We start from the raw sequence: 23,771 nt of genomic DNA, 5'->3' as shown, positions 1-23,771 counted from the left end.
GTTTGTTTAGGCCTACAAAAGTATAGAATCTTATACTTAATGCCGTCGAAAATTTTCGTTTTTATTTGTTTTTTAACTTTATAAAGTAGGACAGTAAAAGAATCCAACAAAAGATTAACAAACTGCCACCCACAGGAGTTACGGGCCCTAAGAACTTAAAATTCCAGCTTGTCAGGTCATTGGTAGCCAGCAAATAAATGGAACCCGAGAAGAAAAAAATACCAATTATAAGAAGGTAAAATATCCACTTAAAAACCGGCGCAGGATTTACTCTCATATTGCCAATTAATAAAAAGAGCAAAGCGTGATACATTTGGTACCGTACGCCGGTCTCAAATGTAAGCATCGCATCTACAGTTAGCAGCGGTTTAAGGCCATGAGCAGCAAAGGCTCCAAGTATAACCGCAACCACGCCAAAAACCAGTCCTGCAATATAGAATCTTCTGCTCATTTCAAGTTTTTTAAGTGTAAACATTTAATTACATTCGTGTAACCAAGCCTACAAAATTAATTAAGAAAAATTTAATATGCGTCATATACTGGTCATTGGAGCCGGAAAATCCACCTCAGTCTTAATTACCTATTTACTAGAAAAATCTGAAAAAGAAAATATATTTCTCACCATAGCCGATAAGGATGAGAGCCAGGCAAAAAAAATTGCCGGGAGCCACCCCAGGGCAAAACCACTTGCGCTGGATATCTTTAATGCTGAAAGCAGAGCGGAGGCTGTAAAGAATACTCACCTTGTTATTTCCATGCTTCCTGCACGTTTTCATGTTGAGGTGGCAAAAGATTGTGTCAAATTTGGAAAAAACCTGGTTACAGCATCTTATGTAAGCAAGGAGATGAAAGCCCTGGATCCCGTAGTAAAGGAAAAGAACCTTATTTTCATGAATGAAATTGGGGTTGACCCCGGGATAGACCATATGAGCGCAATGCAGGTTATAGATCGAATAAGGGATAAAGGCGGGAAAATGCTCATGTTCGAATCCTTTACCGGTGGGCTGGTAGCGCCAGAGAGTGACACCAACCTCTGGAATTACAAATTCACCTGGAACCCCCGTAATGTAGTGGTTGCTGGCCAGGGAGGGGTAGCGAAATTCATCCAGGAAGGAAAATACAAATATATTCCATATCACAGATTATTTCGCCGCACCGAATTCTTTCAAATTGAAGGCTACGGGAAATTTGAAGGCTATGCCAACAGGAATTCCCTTGACTACAGGAGTGTCTATGGGCTGGAAGATATTCACACCCTTTACCGTGGTACCATTCGCCGTGTAGGCTTCAGCAGGGCATGGAATATGTTTGTGCAGCTGGGAATGACAGATGATACGTATGAGCTGGAGGATAGTGAGAATATGAGTTACCGGGATTTTGTAAATTCCTTCCTCCCCTATTCCCCTACAGATTCTGTTGAGCTAAAGTTACGTCACAACCTTAAGATCGACCAGGACGATATTATGTGGGAAAAGCTTTTGGAGCTGGACCTTTTTAATGCTGAAAAGAAATTGGGTATCGCCAATGCTACCCCGGCACAGGCTCTTCAAAAGATTCTTGAGGAAAAATGGTCCCTGGCTGAAGATGACAAGGATATGATCGTAATGTATCATAAATTTGGCTATGAACTCAATGGGGAAAAGAAACAAATCGATTCCACCATGGTGCACATAGGAGAAGACCAGCAAAAGACTGCGATGGCCAAAACAGTAGGCTTACCTGTTGCCATAGCAGCCCTTGCCATCCTGAATGAAAAGATCGTGACTCCCGGGGTACAGGTGCCTATTACCAAAGAAGTTTATGAGCCAATTTTAAAGGAGCTGGAAACAAACGGAATTGTTTTTAAAGAGACGCAAACCGAATACCTGGGTTATAACCCACTGGGCGAAGTGGGTAATTAGAAAATCAAGAATAAGATCGGGATATGAAAATAGTAGATGAAAAAGTAAGTATAGATGGGATAGACAAAACCATCCTTAATTATCTCATGGAAGATGCGAGAAAACCAATTCTTGAGATCGCCAGGAGTATTGGGATTAGTGGAGCGGCTATTCACCAGCGACTTAGAAAGCTGGAAAAGGCGGGATTGATCGAGGGCTCCAAGCTAATGATAAACCCAAGGATACTTGGATATACCACCCTTGCTTTTGTAGGAGTATATCTCGACAAGGCTGTAAGCAACCCGCAGGCGGTGAAGAAATTAAACGAGATCCCCGAAGTTTTGGAATGTCATTATACCACAGGAAACTGGTCAATTTTCCTGAAGATCCTATGCCGCGATAATGAACATCTTATGAATGTGCTAAACAAAAATATCCAGGCCATAGAAGGCGTATCAAGGACTGAGACATTTATTTCCCTTAATCAACAAATTCAGCGACAAATTAAAGTATAAATATTTGGATTAATTCTAAATAAGAAATATTTTTGTCCCCGAAATGAAATTACTTCACCAGTCTCAATTCTTCACCTCCTATCAGTCTGATCGCGGACGGTGCTTTTATTTTGATTTTGGCCATAAGGTTGTAAAACTTAGCTTTTGCCAGTTACTGGCCCTTCGACAGCAGGTTAGAAAAATAGATCTTGATTCTCATTTTGATGGAACTAATCCCCACGGGATGGAGATCCTAATGTTATGCAACCGGGAACATATGTTCATCTTCAACACCCTGGAAACTGTAGATCTTAAAGAATCTGTGCGTGGCACTTTTGCAATGCTGGAGTTAAATTCCCTGGTTACCACCTAGCCTTCTATTTGTAACCACATCAAACTCTCCTGTAAGCTTACCAAGACTATTTCTAAATTAAGGGCATATTTGTGCGCCTTCTTCAAATTTGTTTAACTTTAAAAAAAAAGAAATGAAAGACCTGGTAAGACAAAAACTCAGCCTCCATGTGGATATCATGGACCTGCTGAATGAACAGATAAAAAAAGAAGCACATTCATCATCGGTATATCTGGCGATGGCATCCTGGTGCGATCAAAACGGACTCATAAACAGTGCGAAATTCTTCTATGAGCAATCCCAGGAAGAAAGGGAGCACATGATGAGGATCTTCCACTTCATAAATGACAATGGAGGTACGGCTTACTCACCTGAAGTTTCTAATATCTCACACGATTATAACTCTCTTGAGGAGATCTTTGAAAACGCATTAGACCAGGAGATTGCCATCACCAAATCCATTCATAACATAGTTCTCAAGTGTAGAAAGGTACAGGACCTAACATCTGAGTATTTCCTACAGTGGTTCGTAAAGGAACAAATGGAAGAAGAGCAAACCTTTAGGAGAGCACTTGAGCTGTTTGACCTTATGGGAACAGAGGGAATGGCATTAAAATTTATCGATGAAAGGATTCCCGGAATTAGGGAGGACCAGCCGTAATAATACTTAAAAGCAAAAAAAATGGGCGGTTTTTCAACCGCCCATTTTTTTATTTCATCCAGGGATATTAATCCCTTCCCAGGTATATACTAATAAAGTATAAAAGAGTCGCAAGGGAACCAACTGCCGCCACTACATAAGTACGTGCGGCCCATTTTAGGGAATCCTCTGCAGCTTCATGTTCCTGTGCTGTAAGCATATTCTCATTCTCCAACCAAACCAGTGCTCTTTTACTCGCATCATATTCTACAGGTAGGGTCACAAAACTAAAGAGCGTCCCCATACCATATAATATGATTCCTATAAGCAGGACAGTTTGTCCAACACCTACAGATACCATTGTCATAAGGATCAAACCACCCATAATAGCCCATTGTGAAAATTTGGAGGCTACACTCACTACCGGCACAAGCTTACTCCTCATTTGTAACCAATCATAGGCCTTTGCATGTTGCACCGCGTGTCCTACCTCGTGGGCAGAGACGGCAGCTGCTGCTGCATTGCGCTGGCTATATACACCTTCACTAAGGTTAACCGTTTTTTTGGAAGGGTCGTAATGATCTGTTAGCATTCCAGGGGTCGAGATAACCTTCACATCTGTAATACCATTATCCCGCAGCATTTTTTCAGCGATCTCCTTCCCGCTAAGTCCATTTTGCAAATGAACCTGTGAATATTTCTTGAATTTGCTCTTCAATTTATTACTCACATATAAGCTCACTATAAAAATGAGCCCGGCAATAACATAATATCCTAACATAGATTTATCTTTAAATTTTAGTCAGATCAAAGATAGCAAAAATCCCGCCAAATTGATCGGGATGACAGGGGTGTGAAAAGCGCCAAATTACTACGTCTGCTGCCCCCATAATGCAAAATATATCCTAAAATTTTGAATATGAATACAAACCATTCCACACGATTATCCTCAAATTAAGATATTGTCTATATTTGCATCACTCATCCATAAAATATATATGCAATACAATAGAATTCTTCTGAAGTTATCTGGCGAGGCTTTAATGGGAAACCGTCAATATGGAATAGACCCACAACGCCTTAGCGAGTATGCTGAAGAAATAAAATCAGTAACAGACCTTGGTGTTGAAGTCGCTATAGTAATTGGTGGAGGAAACATTTTTAGGGGAGTAGCAGGAGCCAGCAAGGGTATGGACCGTGTACAGGGGGATCACATGGGAATGTTGGCCACTGTGATCAACGGGCTTGCCTTGCAAAGTGCTTTGGAAGATGCAGGGGTGCAAACCAGGCTGCAATCTGCCATCAAGATCAATGAAGTGGCAGAACCATTTATAAGAAGGAAAGCTATACGCCACCTGGAAAAAGGAAGAGTAGTAATTTTTGGCGGTGGTACCGGGAATCCATATTTCACAACAGATTCTGCTGCAGTGTTGCGGGCAATTGAGATCCATGCAGATGTCATCTTAAAAGGAACACGAGTTGACGGAATTTACACTGCCGACCCTGAAAAGGACAAAATGGCAACCAAATTTGATTATATCTCTTTTGACGATGTTCTTAAAAAAGGATTGAAAGTGATGGATACCACTGCATTTACTCTTAGCCAGGAAAACCAGTTGCCAATTATAGTTTTTGATATGAACACCCCCGGAAATCTACATAAAGTAGTTTCAGGAGAAAAGATAGGAACAAAAGTAAATTTATAAACTCACTGAATACTTTATTCATCTATAAGCTTTAAAAAAATGAACGAGGAAGTAGATTTTATACTGGAAAGCACAGAGGAAAATATGCAAAAGGCCATTAAGCACCTGGAGAAACAGCTGCTTAATATACGCGCAGGTAAGGCCAGCCCGGCTATGCTTGGTAGCGTAATGGTAGAATACTATGGCAGCATGACCCCTTTGAACCAGGTGGCCAACGTCAATACCCCAGATGCCCGTACAATTACAGTACAACCTTTTGAAAGAGGAACAATTCCCCAAATAGAAAAAGGCATCATGGTTGCGAATCTTGGCTTTAACCCAATGAACAATGGTGAAAGTGTTATCATTAATGTGCCGCCCTTGACAGAAGAACGCCGCCGCGAATTGGCCAAGCAGGCTAAGGCTGAGGCTGAAGAGGCAAAGATCGGGATTCGAAATGACCGTAAGGTTGCAAACAATGAGCTTAAAAAAGTGGATATTTCTGAAGACGCAATGAAGATCGCAGAAGAGAATATTCAGGAATTAACCAACACCTACATCAAAAAAGTTGATACCATATTTGAGAACAAGGAAAAAGAAATAATGACAGTATAAATTACTGCTATTCTTTTAAAAATAATAAGGCTTCACTATATTGAATACAAAAGATCAATATCGTGAGGCTTTTTTAATTTACCTGCTGCTCTTCCGTATTGACTTATTATAGACACACTAATGAGGAAGGAATTAATTAGACGCATTTTTATAAGCTGGGGGATCTTTTTCCTATGCCTGTCTCCCCTTTCCTCCCAAACCCTTAAATTGGTAAATGATACCGGAGAGGCATTTCCTTATGCCATGCTGGAATTTTCTTCCGGTGAGATCGATTTTACCGATGGCCTTGGGCAGTATCGTTTCAGGAAATCTGGAGAGAAGAAGGAGGTGAAGATAACTTACCCGGCCTATAAACCGCGAACTATAGAAGTTCTACCTTCACAGGTTTTCCTCGAAGTGCGCCTTGATCCATTAGCTCCTGTACAATCTCAACCAAATTTGACACCTGCTATTGAGATCATTAAAGAAGCAATAGCCTCAAAAGCAGCGAATGATCCAGATCAAAAATTACATTCCTATTCCCATAAAAGTTACAATAAACTTAGTATTGAACGGCAGGCCAAATTGGCTCAGGACCTGCGGGATCAGGATCCAACAGGTGGCAATAGCTTTTTAAGCGAGAAGGTAGCAACTTATCTTTATGCAGATGGGGAACCAAAAAGGCAGGTCATTGAGGGGTTTGAAACTGCAGGTTTTGATGAGCCTGCCTATGAGGTCCTGGAACTGGAACTCGAACCTCCATCACTTTATAAAAAGGAATATTCCATATATAACACCACCTACGCCGGCCCCCTGGCATCCCGTGCTTTAAAGAACTATACATTTACCCTGCGGGATACGCTGGTTCATAAAGGCAGGGAAGTGTATGTTATTCACCTCAAACCCCGACGGCCAGGGGTAATATCTGGTGTAGAAGGAATTCTTTTTCTCAATACCTCTTCGCTGGCCATACAATATGCAAAACTAGGCATTGCCGGGAAAATCGCCATGGAAGCAGTTCACCAATATACCTATCTTGAAGAGGAGGACCTGTGGTTTCCAGAGGAACAAACCCTAACACTTAGTCCAGGAACGGGAGGAAAGAATATTAGCATTTTTGGAGCCAGTATTTCCCTGGGAACGGTCCAAAAAACTTTCTCCCCTCTGGATATTCTTCTTCAACCGGAAGAGATTGAAGAGGATCTTGCGTTGCTTTCTCAAACCCATTACTATGGGCTTGACCTTGAGAAGGAGATCGCAATACCCAAATACACTGCACACATCAAGGTTCTGGATAGCGCAGTCAATAGGAGCCCCGGCTTTTGGAAGGAAAACCGAAAGATAGATTTTTCTTCACGGGACAATTATACGGCTCCACAGGTGAGAAGGCGCATTCTAAGGGATAACACCCTTAGAAAGATCGAGATAAATGATGCCATTGCCAATGGCTTTTTCCCGGTAGGCATTTGGGATTTTAAACTTAGCAGGTTTCTCCATTTTAATAATTACGAGGGGATTAGACTGGGAGCCGGTGGACAAACTAATCGCAATTTTTCAGAAAATTTCAGGCTGGAGGGGTATGGAGTATACGGTTTTAAAGATCACAGGTTCAAATATGGAGTGGGCGCTGGGGCTTTACTCAATCAACGCACAGGAACCTGGTGGAACCTTAGGTATAATGATGATATACGAGAAGTCGCGGTTTATGAATACCTTAAGGATGTTAGAGAATTCTCCATCTTTGAACCGCGTACTGTGAATATAAGCTATTATTACGGCTATAGAAAGTTAGAAAGCAGCCTGGAACACCGGTTTACTCCAAGACTGGATACTGAATTACAATTTGCCCGCAATGATATCTTCCAGTTAAGGGATTATGCTTTTCTCCATGATGGAGAAATTTATAGGGATTACACGATCTCTGAAGCTACACTTTCTTTTTTATGGCAGCCATTTAGCCAGTTTATAAGTACTCCTGAAGATTTTAGCAGTTATAAGAGCAATTATCCTCTTATCACCGGGCAGGTCTCCAGGTCCTTTTCTGGAGTATTAGGTGGAGATTTTGATTTTACTAAGGTTGGCTTAAAGGTCCAGTATGCACGGGAAAGACTGGATGAATCCTACACCCAGGTCACCCTGGAAGGCAACCTGGGATTTGGGGACCTCCCCTTAACACATGCCTTCCATGCATTTCCCAATAATGCCAACCGCCCCAATATTCTGGATAGGTTTGCTATTGCAGGTAAGATAAGTTTTGAGACCATGTACTTCAACGAATTTTTTAGTGACCGGCAGGCGGCAGTCCACCTTCGCCATCAATTCAGGCCAATTAATATCGGTAGCATTTCCAATCCAAGACTTGTCCTGGTAACCCGGCACGTTATTGGAGATTTTCAAAATCCCGCCGCTCATCAAAATATTAGCTTCAATACCCTGCAACATGGATATTCTGAAAGCGGGCTGGAACTTAACCAGATCCTATTGGGTTTTGGTCTAAGCGCTGCCTATCGTTACGGGGCCTACCACCTGCCTACTTTTAAAGAGAATTTTTCCCTTAAATTCACATTTGAGTTTCAGCTTTAATTCCTTCCCAGATTAACCTGCTTAGGATCAATAAATACTGTCTGATTTCTTAACTTTGCACTCGCTTAAAAAATACCCATGTCAAAAATTTTCAGTTTTGGCTTCTGGAATTCAATTGCACGAGTAATTCTTAGAAACCGGCTAGTTTTTATAACAATCATAATAGGGATAACCATATTCCTCGCCACTCAATGGCAGCATATGCGATTTTCCTATACCGAGGCAAACTTGCTGCCAGATGAACATGAGATTAATCTTGTTTACAATGATTTCCTTGAAAAGTTTGGAGAGGAAGGTAATCTTATCGTTATCGCAGTTAAGGATCCTACTCTTTTTACTCCTGAAAAATTTACAGCCTGGAACGACCTCACCAAAAAACTACAATCATATAGCGAGGTTGAAAATGTGATAGCTATAGGGAACCTTCAGAAACTCGAAAAATTTGAAGACCCCAACAGGTTCGAAATGGTTCCCTTTGTTGAGGATAAAGAATGGGACAGTACAGATGTTGCCAACTACAGGGAAGAACTTTTCAACCGTCTACCATTCTATGAGAACCTGGTGTACAGCAAAACGTCTAACACTGTGCAATCTGCTCTGTACCTGGATGAGGATATCGTGAATTCTGAGGAGCGCAAGGTCTTTGTTACAGATGAGTTACAGCCACTTATTGAGAATTTTGAGAAGGACAATGACCTGGAGGTGTATGTTTCGGGGATGCCATATATAAGAACCCTTAACTCTCAAAACATCATCGATGAAATTGGGTTATTTATTGGAGCAGCCTTACTGGTCACATCTATAATCTTCTTTTTCTTTTTCAGGTCTGTTCGTGCGACAGTGATCTCCATGGTGACAGTAATGATTGGAGTGATGTGGGCCTTTGGGGTGATTGGGCTTTTCAATTATGAGATCACGGTCCTTACGGCACTTATCCCGCCCTTAATAATTGTGATTGGGATCCCCAACTGTATTTTCCTTATCAATAAATATCAGCAGGAAATAAAGAACCACGGGAACCAGGCAAAATCACTGCAGCGAGTAATAACCAAAGTGGGAAATGCCACCCTGCTCACCAATGTTACAACAGCATCGGGCTTTGCTACTTTTATTCTTACAGACAGCAAGCTGCTAACCGAATTTGGTATAGTAGCCTCAATAAATATCCTGGCAATCTTCGTTTTGAGCCTGGTGATTATTCCCATTATTTACAGTTATATGCGCCATCCAAAGGAAAAGCACCTCAAGCACCTTAATAAACGGTGGATTGGAGGTTTTGTTGACTGGATGGAACGCATGGTACGGCACCGCCGCATCACGATCTACATAACATCTGTGATACTGCTCGCCGCAAGTATCATAGGGATCTACAATATTCGCATTTCGGGAAGTTTACTTGAGGATATGCCTCAGGAAGCAGATTTTTTTCAGGATGTAAAATTCTTTGAGGAGGAGTTCAACGGGGTTATGCCACTGGAGATACTTATTGACACCAAACGTCCAAGAGGAGCTCTTTCATTGTCAAATTTGAAAAGAATGGAAGAGCTGGAAACGGCTATTACAGATGTACCTGAACTTTCTTCCCCTCTCTCTGTTGTGAGGCTGGCGAAATATTCCAAACAGGCCTATTACAACGGCAACCCAAAATATTATCAGCTGCCCACATCACAGGAACAAAATTTCATATCATCTTATCTTAAGGGAATCTCCAACGATGGGAACCTGCTTTCAGCTTATGTGGATTCAACCGCGCAGTACGCCAGGATGACAACATTTATGAAAGATATAGGCACAGAGGAAATGAACAGGATCGAGGCAGGCCTTTGGCCACAGATCAACAGGATCTTCCCTGAGGATAGATATGATGTAACCATGACAGGAAAGGCCCTCATTTTTCAAAAAGGAACCTCCTATTTAGTCAAAAACCTAATAATCTCGCTTTCACTGGCCATATTCCTCATTGCCCTGCTTATGGCCTGGATGTTCCGTTCCTTCAGGATGATCCTGGTGTCGCTTATTCCCAACCTGCTGCCTTTATTGGTAACCGCTGGTATGATGGGCTTTTTAGGAGTTCCAATTAAACCTTCTACCATACTGGTCTTTAGTATTGCTTTTGGAATATCCGTTGACGACACTATACATTTCCTTGCAAAGTACCGGCAGGAGTTAAAGGCCAATAACTGGAAGATCAAGCGCTCTGTCTATGCGGCTCTTAGAGAAACCGGGGTATCTATGTTCTATACTTCCATTGTACTCTTCTTTGGCTTCTCTGTATTTATGATAAGCAGTTTTGGAGGTACGGTAGCCCTGGGCGGGCTGGTATCTGCCACCCTTTTGTTTGCCATGCTGGCCAATTTATTGTTACTGCCTTCCTTATTATTGTCCCTGGAGAAAAGCATAGCCAACAAGGAAACTTTAAAAGAACCTGCTATTGAGATCATAGCAGAAGAAGATGATATATTAAAAGAAACGAATCAATAATAAAAATTCTGTCACTTGCTAAGCAGTAAAGGAAGATTTATATTTGAGCCACAAAAATCCAATCAAAAATGATCAAAGCAAAGATTGCTGAATTATTAAATAGCAACCAGTTTTTACAGGAAGTAGAAGTAAAAGGTTGGGTGCGTTCTTTTCGTAGTAACCGCTTCATTGCGGTAAACGATGGTTCTACTATTAACAACATGCAATGTGTCATTGATTTTGAAAATACAAAGGAAGAGGTCCTTAAACGCATAACAGTAGGAGCCGCGATCAAAGTGGTTGGAACACTTAAAGAAAGCCTGGGCAGCCAGCAAAGTGTAGAGGTTGAGGTGAAAAGCGTGGAGATTCTTGGTGATGCCAATCCTGAGGAGGTAAAATTAACTATTCTTTCCCCAAAACGTCATAGCCTTGAATTCCTGAGGGAACAGGCCCACCTTAGAATACGTACCAACACCTTTGGTGCGGTAATGAGGGTAAGAAGCAAACTTTCTTTTGCTGTTCACAGCTATTTCCAGCAGAATAATTTTCATTATGTACACACCCCAATCATTACTGGCAGTGATGCTGAAGGCGCAGGGGAAATGTTTAGGGTTACTGCACTGGATATAAAAAACCCACCAAAGAATGAGGATGGAAGCATTGACTTTAAAAAGGATTTCTTCGGAAAAGAGACCAATTTGACCGTTTCAGGACAGCTGGAAGGGGAAACATATGCTATGGGCCTTGGACAGATATACACCTTTGGACCCACTTTTAGAGCTGAAAATTCCAATACCTCCCGCCACCTGGCAGAATTCTGGATGATTGAGCCCGAAGTAGCTTTTTGCGATCTGGACCAGAACATGGACCTTGCTGAGGATTTTATAAAATACGTGGTAAATTATGCTTTGAAGCATTGCAAGGATGATCTTGAATTCCTTGCTGCCCGCCAGGAGAATGAAGATAAGACCAAACCCAAGGAGGAACGCAGCGATATGAGCCTTCTGGATAAGCTTAAATTTGTTACAGAAAACAATTTCAAAAGGGTAAGCTATACTGAAGCTATTGAGATCCTGAAAAACTCCAAACCGAACAAAAAGAAGAAGTTCCAGTATATCATTGAAGAATGGGGAGCCGACCTACAAAGTGAACATGAGAGATTCCTGGTGGAGAAGCACTTTAAAAGCCCTGTGATCCTTTTTGATTATCCTGCCAATATCAAGGCGTTTTACATGCGCCTTAACGAGGATGGAAAAACAGTTCGCGCAATGGACATCCTGTTCCCGGGGATAGGTGAAATAGTAGGAGGTTCTCAAAGAGAGGAACGTCTTGAAGTCCTGAAGGAGAAAATGAAGGCCCTGGATATAGATGAGGAAGAGCTGTGGTGGTACCTTGATACCAGGAGATTTGGAACTTGCGTGCACAGTGGTTTTGGATTAGGTTTTGAGCGCCTTGTGCAGTTCGTAACAGGAATGACAAACATTCGTGATGTAATACCTTTTCCCCGCACCCCGCAGAATGCTGAATTTTAAGACCAGATATTGGATATTTTAGAAACGCATATAGTCCCTGCAATCTCAGAAAATATAAGATTGCAGGAATATGCGCATCTGGTATTCAAATCCCTCCCTACCAGAACTGCTGTCAAAAAGGCCATCAAAAGAGAGGAAATCCTCATTGACAATAAAATTGCCGCTACAGGAGACTGGATCAAAGAAGGCCAAACCATTTTCCTTCTAAAACAAAGAACCGCATTTAAAAAGTCCTTTGAACTTAAACTGGAGGTCATTTTTGAAGATGAGTTTATGGCGGTGATCAATAAACCTGCAGGTATACCTACCAGCGGAAATTATTTCAGGACAGTTGAGAATGCCTTACCAATTAATTTATCCCCCTCATCACAAATCGATACCCTGCCCCGGCCCATGCCGGTCCACCGGCTGGATAATCCTACCAGCGGAATGCTTATCGTCGCCAAAACTCGCGGTGCACACACAAACCTCTCCAAAGACCTTGAGCTTAGAAAAATTAAAAAGACCTATCTCGCACTGGTAGAAGGTCATTTTTCGGGTACTGCTGTTTATACCAACCTCCTCGATGAGAAACCCGCAGAGACGTTAGTAGAACTCCTGGAACACTTCGAAAAGTCCGGAAAGGATTTCTCTCTTGTACAGGCGTATCCGGCAACCGGCAGGACCCATCAAATTAGAAGACACCTGTCAATGAACGGCTTTCCAATCGTGGGAGATGGAGATTACGGCAACCCGCAGGCTAATCCCGCTCTTAAAGGAATGTATTTGGCGGCCACAGGGCTTAGATTTGAACATCCCGTTATGGGAGAGCCTGTCTCCCTATGCTTAGACCGCCCGTTGAAATTCAGGAAATTATAGTTTTTAACAGCCCTGTCGCCTTCTTAACAAAATTTTACCAGCACCATTCTTTGTGCCAAAGCTGTATTCGCATTGTTTTTGCTTAAATTTGTAAGAGAAGTCAATTAGTTATTTATGCTAAAACAGCAATTAAATTTTAAATTATCACAGAAGCTATCCCCTCAACAAATCCAGTTGATGAAGCTTATACAATTGCCTACCCAGGCTTTTGAACAGCGCATCAAACAGGAACTTGAGGAGAACCCTGCGCTGGAAGATGGAAAGGAAGATATTGAAGGGGATTTTGATGATGAATTTTCCAACAGCGAGTATGAAGATGATGACTATGGAAATGAAACCATAGAGAGTGATATAGATGTTGATGAGTACCTTAGTGATGATGAGATCCCAAGTTACAGGCTGCAGGCAAATAATTATAGTGCAGATGATGAGGACAGGCAGGTACCATATGCCTCCGGGACCTCATTTTCCCAATACTTAAAATCACAATTAAGCACCTTCAGGTTAAGCGAGACCGAGAAGGAGATTGCAGATTTCCTGGTAGGAAGTGTAGATGAAAGCGGTTATATACGCAGGAGTGTGCAGGATATTGTAGATGACCTCGCCTTCACCCAAAATGTTTACACAGATGAGGAAGCTGTTGAAAAAGTCCTGAAACAGGTTCAGGAACTCGACCCGGCAGGGGTTGGAGCCAGAAACCTTCAGGAATGCCTGCTCATCCAACTTCACAGGAAGGAGCCTAAAAAAGATGTTTCCCTGGCCATAGACCTGCTTGAAAAGTCTTTTGACCACTTCAGCAAAAAACATTATTCCAAATTACTTTCACGCCACGATATTAGTGAAGATGAATTGAGGGATGCTATAGATGTAATTGAACATCTAAACCCAAAACCGGGCGGCACCTTTGCCGGTAATATACGTCTTGTAGAACATGTGATCCCAGATTTTACCATAAAGATCGTAGACGGGGAATTGGAACTTAGCCTGAACGGCAGGAACGCTCCAGAAATGCATATCTCCAATGATTACAATAACATGCTCAAGGGTTACAAAGAGTCAAAAGAAAAGACCAAAGCGCAGAAGGATGCGGTGATGTTCATTAAGCAGAAGCTGGACTCGGCAAAATGGTTTATTGAAGCTATCAAACAGCGCCAACAAACTCTTATGGTGACTATGAGTTCCATCATGAATTACCAGAAGGAATATTTTCTCACAGGAGATGAGCGTAATTTAAGGCCTATGATCCTTAAAGATATAGCCGATGAAATTGGCATGGATGTCTCTACCGTTTCCAGGGTGGCCAACAGTAAATATGTAGATACTCCCTACGGCACTAAACTTATAAAGGAATTTTTCTCTGAATCCATGAAGAATGACCAGGGGGAAGATGTATCTACAAGGGAGATAAAAAAGATCCTTGAAATGTCTATTGAAGATGAGGATAAACGAAAACCCCTTACAGACGAGAAACTGGCGAAATTATTAAAGGAAAAGGGTTATCCAATTGCAAGGCGTACCGTTGCCAAATACCGGGAACAGCTGGACATTCCTGTGGCCCGAATGAGAAAAGAGATCTAATGCGGGCTGTTTTAAGAAGTGCCTCCTATATTTTTCATCCTTTATGGATGCCAATTGCAGGAAGCCTTTTCTATTTTTTTATCACTCCCCGGTTTTTCCCTTTGCCATTAATTAAGGCAAAACTCCTGGCTATTGCCATTACAACCCTGTTCATTCCCATAGTTTTCTATTTCCTGCTTAAGAACCTGGGAAAGGCTCAATCCATGTTCCTGGGCGATGTGAAGGAGCGCAGGTGGCCTTTATTTTTTTACAATCTTCTTATTGGTCTTAATCTTTACCAGATCCTTGACCCTTTTAACTATCCTGCCCTCTATTATTTTTTTGCGGGAATACTATTCTCCACCCTTACAGCCTTCCTGCTGTCACTGGTTAACTTTAAAGTTAGCCTGCATATGATTGGCCTTAGCGGTATTTTAATGTTCCTGCTGGCACTTAGCATCTATTACAGGATAAACTTGATTTACAGGGTCTCCTTTATTGTAGCAGCATTAGGTTTAACAGCGACCTCAAGGCTGGAATTCAAGGCACATACCTGGGCTGAGCTTGGGCTTGGAATTTTCATAGGCCTGCTCCCGCAGATTATAGTTTTAAATTTTTGGTTATAAAATTTTTAGTATTGGCAAGACATTCAACACCTCAGGAAAACCGGGTGTTATATTTATTTATAGCCAGGGTGCAAGGATTTTTTAAAGGATGTAGAACATAAGTCCCAACTTAAATGTCGTGACATCTACAGCAGTCCCGTCTGGTAGTTGAGCATCCCTGAAGAAAGAATTAAGGCTGTAGTAGACATGAAAGTTAAAGGTATTATATCCAAAAGTAAAAGTAGTACCAATGCGAAAACGCTCGAGTTCCGGGAGGTCGCGCTGGATCACCCGGTTGCCTTCCTGTTTGAAATTGGATTTAAAGTTATAAATATAACCTAATCGTACACCGGTATATATTCTCCAGAATCTGTAGGTTTCAGGTGTGGAAGTCCTCCATCGAAATTCAATAGGAGCTTCAACCAATTGCGTGGAAAACCTGTTGGTTTCATAGATCACATCCTGGGCATTAAGATCTCTGAAAATAGTAGCCCCCCCTGTTTCCTGCCCTACGAACAACTCGTGGCCATAAGTATTGATTGACCACCCCAGGCCGGTACCAATGGCAATATTCCTTCGTTTATTGATAGGAAAATCCCTGATAAAACCAGCGTGAAACCCTCCCGATAGTCCTTGCTGTGACACCTCACCAGGGAGAGCACCCAAAACATGAAAGGTAAGGCCTATATATATCTGGTCCTCTCTGTATGAACTGTCTATAACTGTAGGCGCGATATTAACAGGCTCCTGCGCAATGGCCTCACCAGCCAGGAATATACTACATAAAAACAGGAACCAGTATTTCATAAATTTCTAAATTTGAAGGCCACGGGATTAAAAGTAAAAAAAAACATCCCAAAACCGGTAGTCCCGGCGGGATGTTTTTAAACAGTAATAATAAAATTATTTATTAATTCTTCTGCACGTCACCGGTTAAAGTGGTGTAGTTGATCTTAAGCGCTTCAGCCTTTCTTAGCTCCTGCTTAATATCAGAAACAAGACCCATATTGGTTTCAACATCAACCTTTAAGGCTGTAGTCAAGTATGGAACCAGCTCTTCACGCTTTGATTCTCTTTCAGAATAGATGAACTGTTGTACTTCACTCACGTCAGCAAACTTATCGTTTAACTGTATACGGGCCTCTGTACCAAATCGCTGTTGATATCTTGGATTGGGCTTACCTGCATAGATATACATTACCAAATCCTTTTTATCCAGCTTCTCAACCTGGTCTGCGAACGGTAATTGATTTTGCACCATCAATGTATTTTGACGCATTACCGTGGCAACCATAAAGAAGAAAAGCAGCATGAAAACGATATCCGGCAGCGACGCTGTGTTTACAGCCGGAAGTCCTCCATCTTTTTTCTTTTTAAATTTAGACATAGTTCAAGTGTTTTTCTAGCTTGTTGGTTCTGCTTCAGATAATTTTTGAGGATACATCTCCTTAATAATATCGATACGCTCCTTAAGTGTCTCCTTATCCCCTCTAAAATTAGGGCTGTTGTAATTTGCTTCCATCTGTGTGAAAGAAGTTCCATACAACCTTTGAGCTTCACGATTTCTTAATTGATTATAGGCTGCAACCAACTCATTTTGAACAGAGATATACGTTCTATACTCGGTCCTTCTGTCATTCACCAGGGATATAATAGCTTTCTCAGGATTATCTGATGATTGTGGGTCACGAATTCCCTGGCAATAATCGCAGGCTTCCTCGCCAAAACCACCACCATTATCAAGAAACTCTACCGCCGCCTGGCGAAGTTCACTAAGTTCCATAAGCTCATCCTCTACAAGCAATTCATTATCACGACTTACAATTACCGTAAAAATGTTCTTTTGCTTAATTACAGGCGGCTCCACATTGTCCTCCGGGATAGGAGGCAGCTTTCGGCTAATCCCCATATCCGTCTCCATCGTTGTTGTAACCAGAAAGAAAATAAGGAGAAGGAAGGCAATATCTGCCATCGAACCCGCATTGATTTCTGGTGATGATCTTCTAGCCATAATTTACTTTATTAATTTTCTAATCCCGGAAAGCACCATTGCGCCTACTGCAATTGCTGCAAGGATGTAGAATACTACAAGTCCAGTGCTTATCCAATGGGAAGCATTGGCAGAGACAGTGGTACCATCTCTTAATGTGATCGCTTCTCCACCTGTGATAACGTAAGCAATAACAACAATAAGTAAAAAGGCTCCTACAGAGATTAGAGTGTTTTTAATATTTCCACGGAACAGTCCTTTCACGACAAAGAATAGAACCAGGACTATGATCACTGCCATAACTATATATGCCAGCCACATCATAGGTTCCAGATAACTTGCCTGTTCGGAAGCCGAGGCTTCTATAGCATCATCGCCCGCCATAATAATTCTACCCAAAAGGATAAGACCTATGACACCAATAACGAGTGCTAAATATTTTAAAATTTTATGAATGGTCATAGTTTATAGCTCTTAGATTCTTTTTCTGTTTTTATAGTCAACAAGCATGTCGATAAGAAGGATGGAAGCATCTTCCATATCATTCACAATGCTATCTATCTTAGCGATAATGTAGTTATAAAATATTTGAAGAATAATAGCAACAATAAGACCAAATACAGTTGTAAGAAGTGCTACTTTAATACCACCTGCTACAAGGGAAGGTTGCATATCTCCAGCAGCCTCAATTCTATCAAAGGCCTGGATCATACCAATTACTGTACCCATGAACCCAAGCATAGGAGCAAGAGCGATAAATAGAGATACCCAGGAAACGTTCTTTTCAAGTTGTCCCATTTGAACACCACCGTAAGCAACAACAGCTTTCTCTGCTGCCTCGATGCTCTCATCTGCACGGTCAAGACCCTGGTAATAAATAGAAGCAACAGGACCTCTTGTGTTACGACAAACTTCTTTAGCAGCTTCAACACCACCACTATTTAGAGCGTCTTCTACATCCTGAGCAAGTTTTCTTGTGTTTGTAGTAGAAAGGTTTAAAAAGATGATCCTCTCAATGGCAATTGCCAAACCTAGAATTAAACAAAGAAGTACGATCCCCATAAAGCCGGGTCCACCCTCAATAAACCGTCTTTTTAATTCCTGGTGAAAACCAACGGATTCTTCCTCGTCTATATCGAGGGCTGCTTCTTCATCCTGAATAAAATTCACGATGTTATCTGGCTGTGCAGTCACGTAATTTGCAGCATTTACCTGTGCTGCTCCAAATAACATAATCGAAGCGATTACCAAAGTTGAAAATAATCTTTTCATTACTGTTTGTCTTAATTTAATTAGTTAAAGGGTTAAAGATATAAAAATATTTTTTTAAAAAAACACTTTGCAGAGAGGAAGGGATTCGAACCCTCGATACCCTTTTGGGGTATACACACTTTCCAGGCGTGCGCCTTCGACCACTCGGCCACCTCTCTATTATATTGTGCTAATTTGGTGCGCCAAATAACAAAAAAATTTGTTAACCATCAAACATCGGTCGTTAATTTTACAACATTTCCCCACGCAGCGAAGTCTCAAAGATGGTTTTGAACACTTTAGGAGATAAATCCTTTCCCAAAAGATACATTAATTTTGCCACTGCAGCCTCTGTTGTGATGTCTTTTCCTGATACAACACCCAGTTTTTTTAGCTGTGTACTGGTTTCATATTGCCCCATCGACACACTACCGGCGGTACATTGGGTTACATTTACAACTAAAAGGCCACGGGAAATGTGCTTTTTCAATACTTTTATAAACCAATCTGCCGTGGGTGCATTCCCGCTCCCATAAGTTTCCAGCACCACCCCTTTTAGCCTTTTTCTTGAAAGAATGTGGTCCACGGTTTGCTCATTGATACCGGGAAACATCTTCAAAATAAGGACATCGTCTTTAAAATCTGTATGAAGGATGGTTCTTTTCCTCCTATTGGTCTTCCATAAAGCACCGTGATTCACAGAAAGGAAGACACCAGATTCTACAAGGGCAGGATAATTAGGAGATGAAAAAGCCTGGAAATGTTCGGCATTGATCTTAGTTGTGCGGTTGCCCCTGTACAGCTTATACTCAAAATAAAGACAAACCTCAGATATTACGGGCCTACCCTGTTTTTGTAACCCCGCTATTTGTATACTTGTAATAAGATTTTCCTTGGCATCGGTCCTTAGATCCCCAATGGGCAGCTGGGAACCTGTAAAAATTATAGGCTTTGTAAGGTTTTCAAACATGAAGCTTAATGCAGCTGCCGTATAAGACATGGTATCACTTCCATGAAGCACTACAAACCCATCATAATTCTCAAAGCGTTCCTCAATGATCTTGGCTATTTGGGTCCAGTAGCCGGGATTCATGTTTGAAGAATCTATTGGCTCCTTGAAACTTATAGTGTCTATATTATGCTCCAGGAGTTTTAATTCAGGGATATTTTGAAGCAGCTCGCTAAAATTAAAAGCCTTTAAAGCACCGGTCTCAAAATCTTTGATCATACCAATTGTACCACCGGTATAAATAAGTAAGATATTAGACTTTGTTTTCATCAAGGCGCTCCTGGTTTATAACGGGATTGGCATACATTAATAGATAACTGTTCACTTCCAGGGCATTTTTACAATCTATGCGCCTGGTTAACCGCCTTTCGAACTGTCTTTTTTCCTTATCGGTATAATGTGAAGCGTGCTCATCACTGTTGTGCAATAAGTCACAGGCAATGTAATTGGCAGGCCAAAGTTTATAATTGGCATGTATCTCCTCATCTATATTGCGTGCAATAGCCTTAAGAAAATCATTGACTGAAGTTTCCTGTTTCTCAATTTCCTCAAACCAGTTTTGAGATAAGGGGTTACCTGCTTCTATATGTATCCTACCTTTATTACCCAACGCCCCTTTCATAATGGAGTTAAAATCCTCATTGGCAGATTTTATGTATGTTTCCTCCATTCTTTTTGCCATGATCTCTGGCATCTTGAGTATATCTGTAGGATCAAACTCATAGGAAATCGCAACGGGCACGATCTTGATTTTTGAAAAATATTCGGCAATGGTCTTATCGCCCTTTGCCATCGCAAGCATCTTCAAAACACCTTGTTGGGTAGTATCATTTCCATCCTTTGTACGCCCTTCGCGCTGCGCCATCCACACCGACCGCTTTCCTTCCAGGAGCAAATGTTTAATATATTCTGAAAGATTTTGAGAGCTCTTCAGCATTTCCCTGGGTCCCAGGCCACGCTGAACAAGGAAATTCCTGTTTATCCTTGACAACAATAACAGAAAGGGCTTTTTAACCAGGTTATCCCCAATAGCTGAAGCTGTCATGATAAGGTCCTGTTCGTAAAGCACACAATTAAGCAAACTGGTATCGAGAATAATATCCCGGTGATTGGAAATGAACATATATGATTCATCCCGTTTCAATTTCTCAAAACCATGGTAACTAAGTCCTTCAGAACTTTTTTCCAGCACCTTTTGAACGGTGGTATAGATAATTTTGGTTTGGAAATCCCTTATAGAATGACACTCCTGCACAATTTTCTTGATCTCCTCGTAAGATTTTTCAGGAAAAGTGAACTGCAGTAAGGCTTTGATCATAGGATGATTGACGTACTGCTGCAATGCAGGCTGCACTTCACTATCCTTAAAGAATCTTATATCTTCAAAATTTGACACTGGCATATTGGTTGGCTTGACAAATGAACAAAATTAAAAATTAATTTTTTGCATTAAACCCCGAATATATCACGGGAATTCTGCGTGGTAACCCTTGCTATTTCCTCTGGCTCCACCTCATAAAGGCTGGCCAATTTTTCAGCAATGATCCTAATATAGGAACTTTCATTCCTTTTTCCCCGGTATGGAGCAGGGGCAAGATAGGGAGCATCTGTCTCAAGAACGATGTTTTCCAGGGGAATTTCAGCAATAAATTTATCCAACCCACTATTTTTAAAAGTAACCACCCCACCTATTCCCAGTTTCATATTAAAGGAAATAGCTCTTTTAGCTTGTTGAATATCTCCGGTGAAACAATGAAAAATACCAAAGAGCTTTTCATCCTTTTCGGTTTCCAGGATCTCAAATATTTCATCAAATGCCTCCCGGCAATGAATGACGATTGGCAGGCTGTGTTCTTTAGCAAGCTGGATTTGTCTTTCGAAAGCGTCCTGTTGCTGTTTCAGGAATTTTTTCTCCCAGTACAGGTCAATTCCTATTTCCCCGACAGCATAAAACTTCCTTCGCTCCAACTCCTCCTTAACATGTTGCAATTCCTTTTCATAATGTTCATCTACAGAGGATGGATGTAATCCCATCATTAGAAAGATATTATCAGGGTCACGTTGCTCCAGCTCATACATGGCTGCGGTGTGAGAAGAGTCTATTGCAGGTATGAAAAATCGCTTTACATCCCGCTCGAGGGCCTTTTGAAGAACCTCATCCCGGTCTTTATCAAACTCCTTACTATATAAATGCGCGTGGGTATCTGTAAAAATCATATTTGCAAAATTAATTTATTTTATACACCTATCTTTGCGAAAAAGAAAAAGAATGGCCTCATTAAAGAAATTACTGGAAGAAAAAGGATATCATCGTATAAAACTAAAATATACCGCAACCAATCATTTTGAGCTTGTTGCAAAAATCAATAAAATTGAAGGAAATTTTATTTTGGATACAGGAGCTTCCAGTTCCTGTGTAGGTTTTGAAGCTGTAAAACATTTTGAACTCCTGGCCGAAGACAGTGAAATTAGAGCTGCCGGCGCGGGAGCTACAAATATGTTAACTCAAATAGCACAACAAAACAGCATTGAGATCAAAGGCTGGAAAAAGAAGAAGATCGACCTGGTCCTATTTGACCTTACCCACGTAAACGAAGCACTTACCAACCATAAAGCAGAAAAAGTTCACGGAATTATAGGGGCCGACATACTTAAAAAAGGAAAAGCGGTTATCGATTATAAAAACAAGTCCCTTTACCTCAAATAATTCAAAAGGGGGAAAAATCCCCATGTTTTCACTTCTTCAATTAAGCTATATTTGATTGATAAGTTGAAAACAATGAAGATTAAAAGAAATAACTGGGAGCTAAGTGAATGGGGATGGGCCGCTTTATCTGTTAGCGTGGTTAGCATTCTGCTCCTTAATATTCTTACACTACTGGAATTATTTTAGTTAATTTGGAGCCGAACCAAATATAAAAGGCAGCAATTTAAAAATTGCTGCCTTTTTTGATACCCTATAGTGAACCTTCTTAAAGCTCCAGAGCTCTCTTAACATCGTTATCCATTAATAATTCTTCAGGATTTTCAAGTGCTTCCTTAACAGCTACAAGAAAACCTACAGATTCTTTCCCATCAATTATCCTGTGGTCATAGGATAGAGCCACATACATAATAGGACGTATTTCCACGTGACCATCTACGGCTACAGGACGATCTACAATATTGTGCATTCCAAGGATTGCGCTTTGAGGAGGGTTTATTATTGGAGTGGACAACATTGAACCAAAAACTCCACCGTTGGTAATAGTGAAAGTACCACCGGTCATTTCATCCACCGTAATTTGCCCGTCTCTTGCTCTTAATGCCAAACGTTTCACCTCATCCTCGATCCCGCGGAAACCAAGATTTTCAGCATTTCTAATCACAGGAACCATAAGGCCCTTTGGGCCGGAGACTGCAATACTTATATCTTTAAAATCATACTTGATCTGGTAATCCCCGTCAATCATTGAATTAACATCTGGATACAGATCCAGGGCTCTTACAATTGCAAGGGTGAAAAAAGACATGAATCCTAGACCTACTCCATGCTTATCTTTAAACTCCTCTTTATATTGTTTTCTAAGAGAGAATATGGCACTCATATCCACCTCATTAAAAGTTGTAAGCATAGCAGTTTCGTTCTTGGCACTTACCAACCGCTCTGCAACTTTACGCCTAAGCATGGACATCTTTTTACGCGACTCTCCTCTTTTTCCCGGTCCGGGAGTACCCATAGAGGCTTTTGCCTGTACAGCATCTTCCTTGGTAATTCTTCCATCACGGCCACTACCGTTTACAGATTTTGCATCTACTCCCTTTTCATCAAGGATTTTCTTTGCTGCAGGAGATGGTGATCCAGTAGCATAATTTTTATCCTGTTTTTGTGATGGGGTTGAGGATTTTGATGGGCCTTCAGTTTTAGCAGGTGCTTTTTCACTATCTGCTTTAGTAGGCTCTTCTTTTCTTTCCTCGGCTACCTCTTCCTCTGGAGATTCTTTTTTATCTTCTTTTTTGCTGTCACCGCCCGGTCTGGGTGCATCTGTATCAATAATACAAACTACTTCCCCAACTGCAACTGCATCACCTTCTTCTGCCTTTAGAGTGATGATCCCACTTGCTTCAGCCGGCAGTTCAAGAGTTGCTTTATCACTGTCAACCTCGGCAATTGCCTGATCTTTTTCTACATAATCCCCGTCTTCAACCAGCCACTGGGCTATTTCAACCTCTGTAATTGATTCTCCGGGAGAAGGAACTTTCATTTCTAAAGCCATGATCTTACTTTTTTATATTTCTGCT

The 23,771-nt window shown here is 41.2% G+C and carries 24 protein-coding genes and 1 tRNA gene; 13 read left to right on the top strand and 12 right to left on the bottom strand.

The window, feature by feature from the left end:
* Positions 1 to 61: 61 nt before the first annotated feature.
* Positions 62 to 451 (bottom strand): DUF423 domain-containing protein, encoded by a 390-nt coding sequence (locus FHG64_RS11230; RefSeq protein WP_139066490.1) that lies wholly within the window; start codon positions 449 to 451, stop codon positions 62 to 64.
* Between the two features lie 76 nt (positions 452 to 527).
* On the opposite strand from FHG64_RS11230, the gene FHG64_RS11225 reads away from it, so the two are divergent.
* From FHG64_RS11225 to FHG64_RS11210, 4 genes are all read left to right on the top strand, one after another.
* A complete protein-coding gene (locus FHG64_RS11225; RefSeq protein ID WP_139066489.1) occupies positions 528 to 1,901 on the top strand; it encodes a saccharopine dehydrogenase family protein in 1,374 nt (457 codons plus the stop codon).
* 23 nt (positions 1,902 to 1,924) lie between these two features.
* Positions 1,925 to 2,395 carry an Lrp/AsnC ligand binding domain-containing protein gene (locus FHG64_RS11220; RefSeq protein WP_139066488.1) on the top strand — a complete coding sequence of 157 codons (471 nt, stop codon included), beginning with the start codon at positions 1,925 to 1,927 and terminating at the stop codon, positions 2,393 to 2,395.
* 43 nt (positions 2,396 to 2,438) lie between these two features.
* The gene (locus tag FHG64_RS11215) at positions 2,439 to 2,747 is read left to right on the top strand and encodes a hypothetical protein (RefSeq protein WP_139066487.1); all 309 of its coding nucleotides are present in this window, start codon (positions 2,439 to 2,441) and stop codon (positions 2,745 to 2,747) included.
* A 112-nt stretch (positions 2,748 to 2,859) separates the two neighbouring features.
* Positions 2,860 to 3,387 carry a ferritin gene (locus FHG64_RS11210; protein ID WP_139066486.1) on the top strand — a complete coding sequence of 176 codons (528 nt, stop codon included), beginning with the start codon at positions 2,860 to 2,862 and terminating at the stop codon, positions 3,385 to 3,387.
* Positions 3,388 to 3,454: 67 nt separating this feature from the next.
* Here FHG64_RS11210 and FHG64_RS11205 read toward each other — a convergent pair whose 3' ends face one another.
* On the bottom strand, positions 3,455 to 4,147 hold the full coding sequence (locus FHG64_RS11205) for a zinc metallopeptidase (RefSeq protein WP_139066485.1): 693 nt from the start codon (positions 4,145 to 4,147) through the stop codon (positions 3,455 to 3,457).
* Positions 4,148 to 4,364: 217 nt separating this feature from the next.
* On the opposite strand from FHG64_RS11205, the gene pyrH reads away from it, so the two are divergent.
* The 8 genes from pyrH to FHG64_RS11165 all read left to right on the top strand — a co-directional run bounded on the left by pyrH (position 4,365) and on the right by FHG64_RS11165 (position 15,261).
* Positions 4,365 to 5,072: a UMP kinase gene (gene pyrH / locus FHG64_RS11200; RefSeq protein ID WP_139066484.1), complete on the top strand. Its 708-nt coding sequence runs from the start codon at positions 4,365 to 4,367 to the stop codon at positions 5,070 to 5,072.
* A gap of 39 nt (positions 5,073 to 5,111) precedes the next feature.
* Positions 5,112 to 5,666: a ribosome recycling factor gene (gene frr, locus FHG64_RS11195; RefSeq protein WP_139066483.1), complete on the top strand. Its 555-nt coding sequence runs from the start codon at positions 5,112 to 5,114 to the stop codon at positions 5,664 to 5,666.
* A gap of 120 nt (positions 5,667 to 5,786) precedes the next feature.
* Entirely contained in the window at positions 5,787 to 8,228 is a 2,442-nt protein-coding gene (locus FHG64_RS11190; RefSeq protein ID WP_139066482.1) for a DUF5686 family protein, read from the top strand.
* A gap of 78 nt (positions 8,229 to 8,306) precedes the next feature.
* Positions 8,307 to 10,709, top strand: coding sequence for an efflux RND transporter permease subunit (locus tag FHG64_RS11185; protein ID WP_139066481.1), 2,403 nt, complete (start codon positions 8,307 to 8,309; stop codon positions 10,707 to 10,709).
* A gap of 68 nt (positions 10,710 to 10,777) precedes the next feature.
* Positions 10,778 to 12,220 (top strand): asparagine--tRNA ligase, encoded by a 1,443-nt coding sequence (asnS, locus tag FHG64_RS11180; RefSeq protein ID WP_139066480.1) that lies wholly within the window; start codon positions 10,778 to 10,780, stop codon positions 12,218 to 12,220.
* A gap of 9 nt (positions 12,221 to 12,229) precedes the next feature.
* Positions 12,230 to 13,078, top strand: a complete 849-nt coding sequence (locus FHG64_RS11175; RefSeq protein ID WP_139066479.1) for an RluA family pseudouridine synthase — start codon at positions 12,230 to 12,232, stop codon at positions 13,076 to 13,078.
* 114 nt (positions 13,079 to 13,192) lie between these two features.
* A complete protein-coding gene (rpoN, locus tag FHG64_RS11170) occupies positions 13,193 to 14,656 on the top strand; it encodes an RNA polymerase factor sigma-54 (RefSeq protein WP_139066478.1) in 1,464 nt (487 codons plus the stop codon).
* Positions 14,656 to 15,261 (top strand): hypothetical protein, encoded by a 606-nt coding sequence (locus tag FHG64_RS11165; protein ID WP_139066477.1) that lies wholly within the window; start codon positions 14,656 to 14,658, stop codon positions 15,259 to 15,261. The genes rpoN and FHG64_RS11165 overlap by 1 nt, the downstream gene beginning before the upstream one ends.
* A gap of 81 nt (positions 15,262 to 15,342) precedes the next feature.
* Here FHG64_RS11165 and FHG64_RS11160 read toward each other — a convergent pair whose 3' ends face one another.
* From FHG64_RS11160 to FHG64_RS11120, 9 genes are all read right to left on the bottom strand, one after another.
* Entirely contained in the window at positions 15,343 to 16,047 is a 705-nt protein-coding gene (locus tag FHG64_RS11160; RefSeq protein WP_139066476.1) for a porin family protein, read from the bottom strand.
* A gap of 103 nt (positions 16,048 to 16,150) precedes the next feature.
* On the bottom strand, positions 16,151 to 16,627 hold the full coding sequence (locus FHG64_RS11155; RefSeq protein WP_139066475.1) for an ExbD/TolR family protein: 477 nt from the start codon (positions 16,625 to 16,627) through the stop codon (positions 16,151 to 16,153).
* A gap of 15 nt (positions 16,628 to 16,642) precedes the next feature.
* Positions 16,643 to 17,251: an ExbD/TolR family protein gene (locus FHG64_RS11150; RefSeq protein ID WP_139066474.1), complete on the bottom strand. Its 609-nt coding sequence runs from the start codon at positions 17,249 to 17,251 to the stop codon at positions 16,643 to 16,645.
* A gap of 3 nt (positions 17,252 to 17,254) precedes the next feature.
* The gene (locus FHG64_RS11145) at positions 17,255 to 17,692 is read right to left on the bottom strand and encodes a hypothetical protein (protein ID WP_139066473.1); all 438 of its coding nucleotides are present in this window, start codon (positions 17,690 to 17,692) and stop codon (positions 17,255 to 17,257) included.
* 12 nt (positions 17,693 to 17,704) lie between these two features.
* Entirely contained in the window at positions 17,705 to 18,502 is a 798-nt protein-coding gene (locus FHG64_RS11140; RefSeq protein WP_139066472.1) for a MotA/TolQ/ExbB proton channel family protein, read from the bottom strand.
* Positions 18,503 to 18,572: 70 nt separating this feature from the next.
* Positions 18,573 to 18,660, bottom strand: a tRNA-Ser gene (locus tag FHG64_RS11135).
* A gap of 71 nt (positions 18,661 to 18,731) precedes the next feature.
* Positions 18,732 to 19,760 carry an asparaginase gene (locus tag FHG64_RS11130; RefSeq protein ID WP_139066471.1) on the bottom strand — a complete coding sequence of 343 codons (1,029 nt, stop codon included), beginning with the start codon at positions 19,758 to 19,760 and terminating at the stop codon, positions 18,732 to 18,734.
* Positions 19,744 to 20,886: a 1-acyl-sn-glycerol-3-phosphate acyltransferase gene (locus FHG64_RS11125; RefSeq protein WP_139067953.1), complete on the bottom strand. Its 1,143-nt coding sequence runs from the start codon at positions 20,884 to 20,886 to the stop codon at positions 19,744 to 19,746. The genes FHG64_RS11130 and FHG64_RS11125 overlap by 17 nt, the downstream gene beginning before the upstream one ends.
* A 53-nt stretch (positions 20,887 to 20,939) precedes the next feature.
* Positions 20,940 to 21,707: a TatD family hydrolase gene (locus FHG64_RS11120; RefSeq protein WP_139066470.1), complete on the bottom strand. Its 768-nt coding sequence runs from the start codon at positions 21,705 to 21,707 to the stop codon at positions 20,940 to 20,942.
* A 52-nt stretch (positions 21,708 to 21,759) separates the two neighbouring features.
* Here FHG64_RS11120 and FHG64_RS11115 point away from each other — a divergent pair, with 52 nt between their 5' ends.
* Positions 21,760 to 22,197 (top strand): retropepsin-like aspartic protease, encoded by a 438-nt coding sequence (locus FHG64_RS11115; RefSeq protein ID WP_139066469.1) that lies wholly within the window; start codon positions 21,760 to 21,762, stop codon positions 22,195 to 22,197.
* A 265-nt stretch (positions 22,198 to 22,462) separates the two neighbouring features.
* On the opposite strand, the gene odhB is transcribed toward FHG64_RS11115, so the two are convergent.
* Complete coding sequence (odhB, locus tag FHG64_RS11110) at positions 22,463 to 23,746, bottom strand: 2-oxoglutarate dehydrogenase complex dihydrolipoyllysine-residue succinyltransferase (protein WP_139066468.1); 1,284 nt, start codon at positions 23,744 to 23,746, stop codon at positions 22,463 to 22,465.
* Positions 23,747 to 23,771: the final 25 nt, after the last annotated feature.

It is taken from the genome of Antarcticibacterium flavum (genome assembly GCF_006159205.1).
GTDB lineage: Bacteria > Bacteroidota > Bacteroidia > Flavobacteriales > Flavobacteriaceae > Gillisia > Gillisia flava.
Note: the sequence above shows the minus strand (reverse complement) of the source record. Positions and strands in the feature narration are given on the sequence as shown.